We start from the raw sequence: 13,091 nt of genomic DNA, 5'->3' as shown, positions 1-13,091 counted from the left end.
GAAATGTCCGTGCAGTCTCTGAGGAAATACCGCCGTATCACGGTCAAGATCGGTTCGGCGCTGCTGGTCGACCGCACGACCGGGTTGAAACGCGAATGGCTGGCGTCGCTGGCGCAGGATGTCGGCACGCTGGCTGCCGGCGGCGCGGAAGTCCTTGTGGTATCGTCGGGCGCCATCGCACTCGGACGTACGATACTAGGGCTTGGCAAGCGGGCCTTGAAACTGGAAGAAAGCCAGGCGGCTGCCGCTGTCGGGCAGATCGCATTGGCCGGCGCATGGTCGGATGCCTTGGGCGGTCATGGTTTGAAATCCGGCCAGATCCTGCTCACTTTGGGCGATACGGAAGAGCGCCGGCGCTATCTCAACGCGCGCGCCACCATCTCGACATTGCTCAAGATGAAGGCCGTGCCCGTCATCAACGAGAACGACACGGTGGCGACCTCCGAAATCCGCTATGGCGACAACGACCGCCTGGCCGCGCGCGTCGCCACGATGATGGGCGCGGACCTTCTGGTGCTGCTTTCCGACATTGACGGGCTTTACACGGCGCCGCCGGCGCGCGACCCGAATGCCCAGTTCATTCCGGTTGTCGAGCGCATCACGCCTGATATCGAGGCGATGGCGGGTGCCGCGGCTTCAGAATTGTCGCGCGGCGGCATGCGCACCAAGCTCGATGCCGGCAAGATCGCCAACGCGGCGGGTACCGCCATGGTGATCACCGCGGGCACGCGCCTGTCGCCGCTGATGGCGATCGAACGCGGCGAGCGCGCCACCTTCTTCAAGCCGAGCCCGACGCCGGTGAAAGGCTACAAGACCTGGATCGCCGGCCAGCTGGAACCGGCGGGGCGATTGACCGTCGATGCAGGCGCCATCGGTGCGCTGATGTCGGGCAAATCGTTGCTTCCGGCGGGCGTGAAACTGGTGAGCGGCAATTTCGCACGCGGCGATACCGTGGCTATCCTGTCGCCCGAAGGCCGCGAGATTGCGCGTGGGCTGGTTGCCTACGATGCAGCCGATGCCGTAAGAATCGCCGGTCTCAAGACGGCCGAGATCGAAACGGTGCTCGGCTATGAGGCGCGTTCGGCAATGATCCATCGCGACGATCTGGTGGTCAGCCATGCTGGTGTGCAAGGTGGGGCCGGCGCGCAAGGTGGAGAATGAGCATGCTGACGCTGCATGAAGGGAAGACGGCCGATACCACTCGGCTCATGGCAGAAATCGGCCGCAAGGCGCGGGCTGCCATGCGGCCGCTCGCCATCGCTTCGACCGCCACCAAGGATGTCGCTCTCTCCGCCATGGCTGATGCCATCCTGCGCAACGAAAAGGCAATCCTGGAAGCCAATGCCATCGATGTGGCGAATGGCGAGGAAGCAGGCCTTTCGCCGTCCTTCATGGATCGCCTGAAGCTCAATCCGGCGCGTATTGGCGCGATGAGCGACGGCATTCGCGAGATTGCGGCGCTAGAGGACCCTGTCGGCGACACGATCACCGAGTGGGACCGTCCGAACGGCCTGCATATCGAGCGCGTGCGCACGCCGCTCGGCGTCATCGGCGTCATCTATGAAAGCCGCCCGAACGTGACGGCGGATGCCGGGGCACTGTGCCTGAAGGCCGGCAATGCCGTGGTCCTGCGTGGCGGATCCGATTCGATCAATTCGTCCGCCGCCATCCATACCTGCCTGGTCGAAGGGCTGAAGGCAGCGGGATTGCCTGAAGACGCGATCCAGCTGGTGCCGACCACCGATCGCGCCGCTGTCGGCGAGATGCTGAAGGGCCTGTCCGGCAATCTGGACGTCATCATCCCGCGTGGCGGGCGCAGCCTTGTCGAACGCGTGCAGAACGAGGCGCGTGTTCCGGTGTTCGCGCATCTGGAAGGCATCTGCCACCTCTACATCGACAAGTCGGCCGATCTCGACATGGCCGTGAAGATCGCGGTCAATGCCAAGATGCGGCGCACCGGCATCTGCGGCGCGGCCGAAACGCTACTGGTCGACCGGGCCGCAGCGTCCACGCATCTCGTTCCGGTACTGGAAGCCTTGCGCGCCGCCGGCTGCGAAATCCATGCCGATGCCGACGTGCTGAAGGCTTTCTCCAATGCCACGCCGGCAACGGATGCCGACTGGGTGACGGAATATCTCGATGCCATCATCGCGGTGAAGCTGGTCGACGGGGTCGGCAGCGCCATCGACCATATCGAGACGTTCTCGTCGCATCACACCGAGGCGATCGTCGCCGAGGATGCCGCCGCCGTGGAGCGTTTCTTCAACGAGATCGACTCCGCCATCCTGCTGCACAACGCCTCGACGCAATTCGCCGATGGCGGCGAGTTCGGCATGGGCGCGGAGATCGGCATCGCCACCGGCAAGATGCACGCGCGTGGCCCGGTCGGCGTGGAACAGCTTACCTCGTTCAAATATCGCGTGCGCGGCAACGGACAGGTGCGGTCGTAGCACCTTCGGTCGCGTTTTCGATGTAAGGCGGTTGGGGACCAGAATTTGAGATCCGACGGACCCCCGACTGATATTGGCCCACAGGTTGACAAGCTGCGGCCGCCGGCGGGAATCGCCTCGCATTATCTGCGCATGCCCTATGTGGAAAAAGGCATGCAGGTCGGCCTGTTCGGCGGCTCGTTCAACCCACCGCATGCCGGCCATGCTCTCGTTGCCGAAATCGCGTTGAGGCGGCTTGCTCTCGATCAGCTCTGGTGGATCGTCACGCCGGGAAACCCGCTGAAGAGCACGCGTGAACTCGCACCGCTCGCCGAGCGCATCCGATTGTCGGAAAAGGTCACCAAGAATCCGCGGATCAAGGTGACGGCTTTCGAAGCAAGCCACCACATACGCTACACCGCCGACACCCTGGCGCTGGTGCGCGCCAAGAACCCCGGAGTCGATTTCGTGTGGATCATGGGGGCGGATTCGCTGCGCGACTTCCACCGATGGCAGCGCTGGCGCCAGATCGCCATGACCTTCCCGATCGCCGTCATCGACCGGCCGGGAGCAACCCTGTCCTTTCTGTCGTCCGTCGTGGCCAAGACGTTCGACTATGCCCGGATCGACGAAGGCGATGCTCCCATTCTGGCGCATATGCGGGCGCCGGCCTGGACCTTCATCCACGGTCCGCGCTCGCTTCTGTCATCGACCGCGATCCGGCAAGCGGCGAAGAAATAGCAGTTTTGCAAGATGGATCAGCGGTTTGACGGTTCGTTTATGACAAGCGTGGGTTAGAGCGTTTCCGGTTTCACGGAAACGCGAAAACGCTCTAACTCTTTGTTTTTTGCGTAATTCCGGGCGCAAAACCGCTTCGCACTTTTGCTGGAATAACTCCAGCTTGTCTTGAAACTGCAATGCGACTCTGCCTATCTATTAGGGGTCACCTGATTTGGTTGGTGACTTCGTTGTTCTTGTCGCGAAAGGAAAGACACTGAGAACAGCACTGCGGAAGAAGGCCGACATCGTGCCTTCGGCGGCCGGGATAGGCGGCATCGACGCCTCGGCCCGCGCCATCAAGACAGTCCTTGCCAGTCTGGAAGACTCCAAGGCCGAAAACATCGTCTCCATCGACATTCAGGGAAAATCGAGCCTCGGCGACTACATGGTTGTCGCGTCCGGCCGATCGAACCGTCATGTCACGGCGGTTGCCGATCATCTCCTCAAAGCGCTCAAGGATGCCGGTTACGGCGATGCGCGCGTCGAGGGGCTGGCCAGCGCCGACTGGGTGTTGATCGATTCCGGCGATATCATCGTGCACGTCTTCCGACCCGAGGTCCGTGACTTCTACAATCTTGAAAAGATGTGGCAGGCACCCGACCTTGAAGAAGAGACCCTCCACTGAACCGTAAGGTTCCGCGGAGCAATTCCAGGAAAAGTGCGTAGCGGTTTTCCGTGCGGAATTGCGTGGAAACTAAGAGTTAGAGCGTTTCCGCGTCTCCGTGAAAAAACGGAAACGCTCTAGAGGCAGGGATGAAGATCATCGTACATGCCGTGGGTCGGATGAAAGCCGGCCCCGAAAGGGATTTGGCAGCTCGCTACTTCGACCGTTTCGCCAAGAGCGGTCCCGCGATCGGTCTTGAATTCTCCGGTGTCACGGAAGTCGCCGAAAGCCGCGGCCAGACCGCCAGCGAACGTCGACGCGAAGAGGGTCAGAGACTGCAGACCCAGCTACAGCCGGGTGGTGCACTGATTCTGCTCGACGAACGGGGACGGCATTTTTCCTCCGAAGAATTCGCCGGTCGTATCGGACTGTTCCGCGATGGCGGCCGCAAGGCCGTGATCCTAGCGATCGGCGGCGCCGACGGCCACGATCAATCGTTGCGCGATCAGGCCGATCTGGTCGTGTCGCTGGGGGCGATGACCTGGCCGCATCAACTGGTGCGGGTCATGCTGGGCGAGCAGCTTTACCGGGCGGCGACGATCCTTGCCGGCCATCCTTATCACCGATCATAGCTGTCCACCTGACCGATTTTCGCCCCAATGCGGTTCGAGAAGCCCTGCGGAGGGACGGTGCGAACACTTATGGTTGATGGTTCGTTAATGAAGCCGGAAATACAGTCGGGCTTCCATGTTTGAGCGTATGAGATCGAAAAACGGCGTTGTGTGCGGCTGCTTGATTGCTGCCGCGTTCGTTGCGTCGTTTTCGGCAAAGGCCGAAGATGGGCCGGATACCGCGCCCGATGCCGATCAGAACCGGGCCGAATATGAACGCGTGGCCAAGGAGATCACGCTTTCGGCCGAGCGCCTGAGCAAGCTTGCCGCCGACATCGCCACAGTGAAGAAGGATTCGGCGTCGATCACGGCCGCACTTATCCAATCGGCCAAGACCGAGCAGAAGCTCGGGCAGGATATCGAAGACATCAGCGGCAAGGTCGGCGGCCTGAAGGAGCAGGAGAAAAAGCTGCGCGAATCGCTCGCGGCCCGCCGTGACGTCTTGGCCGAAGTGCTGGGTGCATTGCAACGCATGGGCCTCAATCCGCCTCCGGCCATTCTGGTCAAGCCGGAAGACGCGTTGTCTTCGGTGCGCAGTGCGATCCTTCTTGGTGCAGTGGTGCCGGAATTGCGCCACCGGGCCGACATCGTGGTGACCGAGCTGAAAGAACTGTCGCGGGTGACGACCTCGATCGAGGCGGAGCGTACTCGACTGGCCGCCGCCGTCACCGATCAGGTGGCTGAGAAGCAGCGGCTCAACCTCTTGCTGCAGGCGAAGGAAAAACTGCAGTCCGAAACTGAAACGGCCCTGGTCGACGAGCAAAAGAAGGCTCGCGACCTCGCGGCGAAGGCCTCCAGCCTGAAAGACCTGATCGCCTCCCTCGATGCCGAGGCTGAAAAGACACGCAAAGCGGCCGAAAAGGCCAGGCAGAACGAGGCCGCCCAGGCGGATGCCGATGCGAAGGCAGCCGCAACCGCCGTTCCGGAAGCGAACCGCCTCGCCTCGTCCGTGCCGTTCTCAGCCATGCAGGGGCAGGTGTCGTTGCCGGTGACCGGCAAGATCCGGCGTCGTTTCGGCGCCGACGACGGGACCGGCGGTGCCATGCTGGGCGACATGGTTGCGACACAATCGGGCGCCATCGTGACGGCGCCGGCGGATGGGAGTGTCCTCTATGCAGGACCTTTTCGTTCCTATGGACAACTCTTGATCCTGAACGCCGGCGACGGCTATCATGTCGTTCTGGCGGGAATGAGCAAATTGAATGTAGCGGCAGGCCAGGCCGTGCTCGCGGGCGAGCCGATCGGAACCATGGGCGAGGCCCGCGTAGCGAGCACATCGGCAACGCAGAATGGAAATACCACGCTGGAGCTCTACATCGAGTTCCGCAAGGATGGAAAACCCGTCGATCCTAACCCATGGTGGGCGGAGCGATTTTCTGGAAGGACGTAAGATGATGCGGAAATTGTCGCTCTTGTTTGCCGGCGCGCTGATGGGTGCGTCTGCCATGAGCCTGGTTTATGGGGTTCCAAGCTCGGCGGCGAACGCGGCAGGCTCCGACACCTATAAGCAGCTTGCCATCTTCGGCGACATCTTCGAGCGCGTGCGCGCTCAATATGTGACGCCGCCGGATGACAAGTCGCTGGTGGAAAACGCCATCAATGGCATGCTCTCGTCGCTCGACCCGCATTCGTCCTACATGAATTCCGAACAGGCGCAGGACATGCGCGTTCAGACCAAGGGCGAGTTTGGCGGCCTCGGCATCGAGGTCACGATGGAGAACGACCTCGTCAAGGTCATCACACCGATCGACGATACGCCTGCGGCCAAGGCCGGCGTTCTGGCTGGCGACTACATCGCCAAGATCGACGGTGAGGAAGTTCGTGGCCTGACGCTCAACGATGCGGTCGACAAGATGCGCGGCGCGGTCAATACGCCGATCAAGCTGACCATCCTGCGCCAGGGTGCCGACAAGCCCATCGATGTGACGGTGGTGCGCGACATCATCAAGGTCAAGGCCGTGAAATACCGGGTCGAGAACGACATCGGCTACATGAAGATCACCTCCTTCACCGAAAAGACCTATGACGATCTCCAGAACGCCATCGCAGAGGTCAAGAAGCAGGTGCCGAAGGACAAGCTGAAGGGCTACGTGCTCGACCTGCGGCTCAATCCGGGCGGCTTGCTCGACCAGGCCGTGTCGGTTTCCGATGCTTTCCTGAAGCGGGGCGAGATCGTTTCGACGCGCGGACGCGATCCCAAGGACGTGACACGCTTCGACGCCAAGACCAAGACGACCGACGAGATCGACGGCAAGCCGCTGGTGGTGCTCATCAATGGCGGTTCGGCCAGTGCCTCCGAAATCGTGGCGGGCGCCCTGCAGGACATGAAGCGCGCCACGGTCGTCGGCACGCAGTCCTTCGGCAAGGGCTCGGTGCAGACCATCATCCCGCTCGGCGAGAATGGCGCGCTTCGCTTGACGACGGCGCTCTACTACACGCCGTCCGGCAAATCGATCCAGGGCAAGGGCATTTCGCCCGACATCAAGGTCGATCAGCCGGTTCCGGCGGAACTGCAGGGTCGCGACCTGACCCGCGGCGAGTCGGATCTGAAGGGCCATATCAAGGGCGTGGAAGAGAGCACGCAGGGCTCCGGCTCGGCCGCCTATGTGCCGCCGGATCCGAAGAACGACCTGCAGCTGATCTTTGCCGAACAGCTGCTGCGCGGCGAGAAGACCGACCCGGCCTTCCCGCCGAACCCCGACAAGGCGGTGATGAACCAGTAAAGCTGGCGGCGGGTTCTCTCAAAGGACACTGGCCGCCTGAACGCAGCAATGCGATGCTGCCGGAACCGCAAGGTTCCGGCAGTTTTGATTCGGGGACTTGCCGGGAGCAATTCCAGGAAAAGTGTGTCGCGGTTTTCCGTCCGGGATTGCGTCAAAACAAAGAGATAGAGCGGGTCGCCATTTCGTTGAAAATGGTGAACCGCACTAACGCGCCGCGCAGGCGGCAGGGGTTGGCGGCTTGGCTGATTTCACCAAAGAGATCGAACGCCCGCTTGGGCAATCTGTCCGGGCGTCCGCGTCGCGTTCGGCACGACGGTTCGGCCGCGGCCAGATGGTGGCTGCTTTGGGCGTTTTGGCGATTGTCGGCGCTTCTGCGCTGATTGCCTTCGGCGAAAAACCGTTTCGCAAGCCCGAGGTTGTCGCGACTCCGGTGCCTCAGGAAACGAAGCCGGTTGAAACGGCGACTCAGATACCTGCTGCGTCCGAAGTATCGCCAAAATCCGCACCGCAGCCGAAGAAGAGCAGCGGACCGCAGATCATTCACGTTCAGCCCACCGACTCGGGCGGTCAAGCCGGCATCGTCATTCAGGACGCTTCCGCGGTCGGCCAGAACCTGTCGGTGGCGCATCTGCCCGACAAGGCCTTGATTGAAGACGGCGAAGGCGGTCCTCTGCCGATCCGCTCGGCGGATGGGCGGCGACCCTTCGATGTCTATGCTCGTCCCTGGTCCGGCGCGCGTGGGGCTCGCGTTGCCATCGTCATCGGTGGACTCGCCGTGTCGCAGACCGGCACACAATCGGCGATCGCCAAGCTGCCGGGTGAGGTGACGCTCGCCTTTGCCTCGCAAGGCAACAGCATCGGCCGTTGGATGCAGGAAGCGCGCCGGCGCGGCCATGAGATCGTCATGCAATTGCCGCTGGAACCGTTCGATTATCCCAACGTGAATCCGGGTCGCAACACGCTGACGGTCGATGCCGGTGAAGAAGAAAACCTGAAGAATTTGCGCTGGGTGCTGTCACGCACCACGAACTATACGGCGGTGATGAACTATATGGGCGCTCGCTTCTCCACCGATCCAGAGGCGTTCGGGCCGGTGATGGCGGAACTTGCCAAGCGCGGCATCGGTTATCTCGACGACGGTTCCTCGGCGCGCAGCGTCGCGCCCGATCTGGCAAAGAAAGACGGCGTGCCGCTGGCGATCGCCGATACCGCGATCGATGGCGTGCAGGAGCGTGGCGCCATCTTGAAGAAACTCGATGAGCTGGAGGCCACTGCGCGCGCCAAGGGATATGCCCTCGGTACGGGGTCCGCTTTCAATGTCACCGTCGATGCCGTTGTGTCCTGGGTGAACGAAGCCAAGAAGCGCGGCATCGAGATCGTGCCGGTCTCGGCAGTGGCGACTGATCCCGAACGGAAGTGAGCATGGCAAAGAAAAAACTGGTCGATCCCGAAACGTTGCCCTATCGCCCTTGTGTCGGCGTCATGGTGCTGAGCGGCAAAGGCCTGGTCTGGGTGGGTCACCGCATCGCCGAACCGGACAGCGAGTTTGCTGGCACGACGCAGCTCTGGCAGATGCCGCAAGGCGGCATCGACAAGGGCGAGGAGCCGCTCGTTGCAGCCAAGCGCGAAATCTATGAAGAGACCGGGATGAGAAGCCTCGATCTTCTTGCCGAGGCTCCGAACTGGATCAACTACGACCTGCCGCGCGATCTGGTCGGGATCGCCTTCAAGGGGCGCTATCGCGGCCAGACGCAGAGGTGGTTCGCGTTCCGTTTCCATGGCGATGAAAGTGAAATCAAGATCAATCCGCCACCGGGCGGGCATGACGCGGAATTCGACGACTGGGGGTGGAAGCCGATGAGCGATCTGCCCAATCTCATCGTGCCGTTCAAACGCAAGGTCTACGAAGAGGTCGTTGCAGCCTTCCGGCATCTGGTGGCATAACCGTTGCGGGAACCAATCGTATTGCCGCACGGGGTCGAAGATGGTCGATCCCGTCAGGATTTCCGGAGCTAGAGCAATTCCAGGAAAAGTGTGCAGCGGTTTTCCGTCCGGAATTGCGTAAAAACAAGGAGATAGAGCGTTTCGCCGTTTCCATGAAACGGTGAAACGCTTTAGACCACCCGAATTGACCAGAACGACGCCTCATACGCCTGCCCAGCCCGATGAAGCGGCAGCCGGCGCCATCCTCACCATCGATCTTGGTGCCATTCGCGAAAACTACCGTCGCCTGAAAGCACGTCTTGATGGTGTCGCCTGCGCCGGCGTTGTCAAAGCCGACGGTTATGGGCTTGGCGCAGCGCAAGTGGCAAATGCCTTGCGAAAGGAGGGCTGCGAAACTTTTTTCGTTGCCCACCTCTGGGAGGGCATCTTGCTGCGTGACGCGCTAGGTGCTGCGCCAACCATTTTTGTTCTGCACGGCCTGCTGCCCGGATCGGAAGCGCAAGGAGAAGCTGCCGCACTCACGCCGGTCATCAACAGCACCGGGCAACTTGTCGCCTGGCGCGGTCTCGCGCGTCAACTTGGCAAGAAGCTGCCGGCGGCGATCCAGGTCGACAGCGGCATGTCGCGCATCGGCATGGCGCCGGTCGAGGTGAAAGCATTGGCGGCCGACCCATCCGGTTTCGACGGCATCGAGCTCAAGCTGGTGATGAGCCATCTCGCTTGCGCTGACGAACCGGAGCATGGCGCCAACGAGGCCGAGCGGCTGGAATTCGAACGGTTGCGCAAGATGCTGCCACCGGCACCGCTTTCCTTCGCCAATTCATCCGGCATCTTCCTCGGCAAGCCCTATCATCACGACCTGGCAAGGCCGGGGGCGGCGCTTTACGGCATCAACCCGACACCGGGTCACAAGAACCCGATGCAGTCGGTGGTCAAGCTGGAAGCCAAGGTGATCCAGACCCGGCAGATCAATGCCGGCGCAGGGGTCGGTTACGGTCACACTTTTCACGCTGCAGGTCCCCTTCGGACGGCGACGATCGCCCTGGGTTATGCCGACGGCTGGCATCGCCGCACCTCGGCGGCCGCCTTTTTCGACGGTGCCGAATTGCCGTTCATCGGCAGGGTATCGATGGATTCGATCATCCTCGACATTTCTGCGCTGCCTGAAGGACGCCTCAAGGAGGGCGATCTTGTCGAACTCATCGGTCCGTCACATCCGCTCGACACCGTGGCGGATGTCGCGGGCACGATCGGTTACGAGGTTCTGACCAGCCTTGGCCATCGTTTCCACCGGCGCTACCTGGGCGGTTGAGCGACCTTGCCATGCTTGACAAGCCGTGTCGGGTCGGCAAGGCTCGCCGCATGAGCACTTTTGCCCATAACCGGACCTGTTTCAGGATCTGCCCCATCGCGGGAGCGTAGCCCCGGCGCGGATGCCTTTGTGCGTCCGTTCGTACCGGGGCTTTTTTCAAGAACAGACATGAATTTCGAGCCGACGGCGACTTAGAGCGCCGCGCGTCGGATCGATTCAAGGCCGCCATGCGTGCGGCCGGCTGCGCATCGTTTCGATGCGCCATCAACATGAAAGGTTTCACCATGCAAAGATCAATCAAGGTTCGTCCGCCCGATACCATATTGGTGACTGCCAGTGACCACGGCCGCTTGACCGGCCTGGCGCGGGCCTCTCTCGACCGCTTGCCCGATACTGCCGAAGAGCTGCTTTCCGAGATGGATCGCGCGACCGTGGCCGCTCCCGGCACTTTGCCGGACACCATCGTGCGCATGGGGTCCACGGTCATCGCGCGGAACGGTGACGGCGCCGAACAGCGGATGATGCTGGTGTATCCGGCCGAGGCAGACATCGCCGCGCAACGGATTTCCGTGCTTACGCCGCTGGGCACGGCCCTGATCGGCGCCGAGGTTGGCCACTGCGTTCGATGGACGACGCGCGACGGCCGCGAGATGGTGCTCGACATTGTCGCTGTCGAACCACCGCATGCGGATCGAGGAGAGGCACGGGCATGAACAGGACATGCCGCCTTACCACCAAGGATTTCGCAATCCTGGAAACGATGCTGGAACGCCGGCGTGCGCTGGGCGATCCGCTCGCCCCGCTGCTGGAAAAGAAACTCGCCAATGCCAGCGTGGTGCTGATCGATTCCGTCGATCCCGATATCGTGACCATCAACAGCCGCGTCACGTTCCGCATCGGTGCCAATCCGGCGGAAACGCGAACCGTAATCCAGAACGAGGTACGCGGCGTTGTTGGCGGCAGCCTGCCGGTGACAACGCCGTGGGGGCTTTCGCTGCTTGGCATGGCGGAGGGCGACGCAGGTCTCGTCGAACGGTCGGGTGGCGAGACCGAGTCGATCCGGGTGGTGAAAGTGCTGTTCCAGCCGGAAGCGGCGCGCCGTGCCAGTATCGCCCGGCAAGTGCGGCCTGCGCTCCGACTGGTCTACAGTGCCAATAGCATTGTGCCACCACTTGGCGTGGAGACGAAAATCCGGCAGACAGGGGCCGATGACGACCCAGGCGGCCCAACGGCGGCGTGATCGGGTGGTTGGAGCGCCGCTCGTTCGATGCGGGAAGGGCGCTCTGGTTTTGAAGTTGCGTTCGAAAAGTCTGCAGCTTTTCGGGATCGTGCTCTAGGAGCGGGACTTATGAGAATTCTGGTGCTCGGCAGCGGCGTGATCGGGGTGACCGCCGCCTACTATCTGGCGGAAGCCGGCCATGAGGTGACCGTGGTGGACCGCCAGGCCGGTCCGGCACTGGAAACCAGCTTCGGCAATGCCGGCGAGGTTTCGCCGGGCTATTCCTCGCCCTGGGCGGGCCCCGGCGTTCCGGTCAAGGCGATCAAGTGGCTCTTGATGCATTTCGGGCCGCTGGTCATCCGCCCCAAGGTCGATCCGGCCATGGTGTCCTGGGTGCTGAAGATGCTGCGCAACTGCACCGAGGCGCGTTACGCGGTGAACAAGGCGCGGATGGTGCCGATCGCAGAATACAGCCGCGATTGCCTGAAGGCTTTGCGCGCCGAAATCGGCATCCAGTATGACGATCGCGCCAAAGGAACCTTGCAACTTTTCCGTAACCAGAAGCAGCTCGACGGAACCGCCGGTGACATCGAGGTGCTGAAGCAATTCGGCGTGCCCTACGAAGTGCTCGATCCGTCCGGCTGCATCGGCGTGGAGCCGGCGCTTGCCAACGTCAAGGGCAAGTTCGTCGGCGGCCTTCGCCTGCCGGGCGACGAAACAGGCGACTGCAAGATGTTCACCGAGCGGCTGGCGGAACACGCAGCCAGGCGTGGCGTGACCTTCCGCTTCAACACCTCGATCAAGGGCATTGCCACCGAAGGCGGCCGCATCGCCGGTGTCGACACCAGCGAAGGGTTGCTGACGGCGGACGCCTATGTCTGCGCACTCGGCAGCTATTCGCCCGTCATGCTGAAGCCGCTCGGGCTTTCGATCCCGGTCTATCCGATCAAGGGTTATTCGATCACCGTGCCTATCACCGAAGCGGCCGGCGCACCGGAATCGACCGTCATGGACGAAACCTACAAGGTGGCGATCACGCGTCTCGGCGATCGTATCCGCGTCGGCGGCACGGCCGAGATTTCCGGCTACGATCTGGCCCTGCGTCCCGCACGGCGTGCGACGCTCGAACATTCCGTCACCGATCTGTTCCCGCGCGGCGGCGACGTCTCGAAGGCCAGCTTCTGGTGTGGGCTCAGGCCGATGACACCAGACGGCCCGCCGATCATCGGCAAGACGCGCTACGACAATCTTTTCCTGTCCACCGGCCACGGCACTCTGGGCTGGACGATGGCTTGCGGTTCGGGACGGGTGCTGGCCGACATCGTGTCGGGCAAGAAGCCGGACATCGACGTCAGCGAACTTGGCATATCCCGCTATGCCTGAGGCAATGCGCCGACGGTGTTCTGGCG

Annotated in this window: 13 protein-coding genes; all 13 read left to right on the top strand. The window is 62.3% G+C overall.

Features of this window, described 5'->3' with window-relative positions; translation table 11 throughout:
* Nucleotides 1–9 precede the first annotated feature (9 nt).
* Nucleotides 10–1,161 (top strand): glutamate 5-kinase, encoded by a 1,152-nt coding sequence (proB, locus tag ACFWXH_RS19390; protein ID WP_379122920.1) that lies wholly within the window; start codon nt 10–12, stop codon nt 1,159–1,161.
* Nucleotides 1,162–1,163: 2 nt separating this feature from the next.
* The gene (locus tag ACFWXH_RS19385; RefSeq protein WP_379122918.1) at nt 1,164–2,450 is read left to right on the top strand and encodes a glutamate-5-semialdehyde dehydrogenase; all 1,287 of its coding nucleotides are present in this window, start codon (nt 1,164–1,166) and stop codon (nt 2,448–2,450) included.
* A gap of 132 nt (nt 2,451–2,582) precedes the next feature.
* Entirely contained in the window at nt 2,583–3,170 is a 588-nt protein-coding gene (locus tag ACFWXH_RS19380; RefSeq protein WP_054309790.1) for a nicotinate-nucleotide adenylyltransferase, read from the top strand.
* 286 nt (nt 3,171–3,456) lie between these two features.
* On the top strand, nt 3,457–3,834 hold the full coding sequence (rsfS, locus tag ACFWXH_RS19375) for a ribosome silencing factor (RefSeq protein WP_054309842.1): 378 nt from the start codon (nt 3,457–3,459) through the stop codon (nt 3,832–3,834).
* 128 nt (nt 3,835–3,962) lie between these two features.
* Entirely contained in the window at nt 3,963–4,445 is a 483-nt protein-coding gene (rlmH, locus tag ACFWXH_RS19370; protein ID WP_054309789.1) for a 23S rRNA (pseudouridine(1915)-N(3))-methyltransferase RlmH, read from the top strand.
* 127 nt (nt 4,446–4,572) lie between these two features.
* Nucleotides 4,573–5,874, top strand: coding sequence for a murein hydrolase activator EnvC family protein (locus ACFWXH_RS19365; RefSeq protein ID WP_379122916.1), 1,302 nt, complete (start codon nt 4,573–4,575; stop codon nt 5,872–5,874).
* A 1-nt stretch (nt 5,875) separates the two neighbouring features.
* Complete coding sequence (locus tag ACFWXH_RS19360) at nt 5,876–7,207, top strand: S41 family peptidase (RefSeq protein ID WP_054309787.1); 1,332 nt, start codon at nt 5,876–5,878, stop codon at nt 7,205–7,207.
* Nucleotides 7,208–7,445: 238 nt separating this feature from the next.
* A complete protein-coding gene (locus tag ACFWXH_RS19355; protein ID WP_379122914.1) occupies nt 7,446–8,627 on the top strand; it encodes a divergent polysaccharide deacetylase family protein in 1,182 nt (393 codons plus the stop codon).
* 2 nt (nt 8,628–8,629) lie between these two features.
* Nucleotides 8,630–9,151, top strand: coding sequence for an RNA pyrophosphohydrolase (locus ACFWXH_RS19350; RefSeq protein WP_379122912.1), 522 nt, complete (start codon nt 8,630–8,632; stop codon nt 9,149–9,151).
* Between the two features lie 184 nt (nt 9,152–9,335).
* Nucleotides 9,336–10,463 (top strand): alanine racemase, encoded by a 1,128-nt coding sequence (alr, locus tag ACFWXH_RS19345; RefSeq protein ID WP_379122910.1) that lies wholly within the window; start codon nt 9,336–9,338, stop codon nt 10,461–10,463.
* Between the two features lie 284 nt (nt 10,464–10,747).
* Nucleotides 10,748–11,176, top strand: coding sequence for a nucleoside diphosphate kinase regulator (rnk, locus tag ACFWXH_RS19340; RefSeq protein WP_054309841.1), 429 nt, complete (start codon nt 10,748–10,750; stop codon nt 11,174–11,176).
* Nucleotides 11,173–11,703 (top strand): nucleoside-diphosphate kinase, encoded by a 531-nt coding sequence (locus tag ACFWXH_RS19335; protein ID WP_379122908.1) that lies wholly within the window; start codon nt 11,173–11,175, stop codon nt 11,701–11,703. Before rnk ends, ACFWXH_RS19335 begins: the two co-directional genes overlap by 4 nt.
* A 108-nt stretch (nt 11,704–11,811) precedes the next feature.
* Nucleotides 11,812–13,065: a D-amino acid dehydrogenase gene (locus tag ACFWXH_RS19330; RefSeq protein ID WP_379122906.1), complete on the top strand. Its 1,254-nt coding sequence runs from the start codon at nt 11,812–11,814 to the stop codon at nt 13,063–13,065.
* Nucleotides 13,066–13,091: the final 26 nt, after the last annotated feature.

It is taken from the genome of Mesorhizobium sp. NPDC059054, assembly GCF_042739215.1.
Lineage (GTDB): Bacteria > Pseudomonadota > Alphaproteobacteria > Rhizobiales > Rhizobiaceae > Mesorhizobium.
The sequence above is the reverse complement of the archived record's forward strand: the minus strand, read 5'-3'. Positions and strand labels throughout refer to the sequence as shown.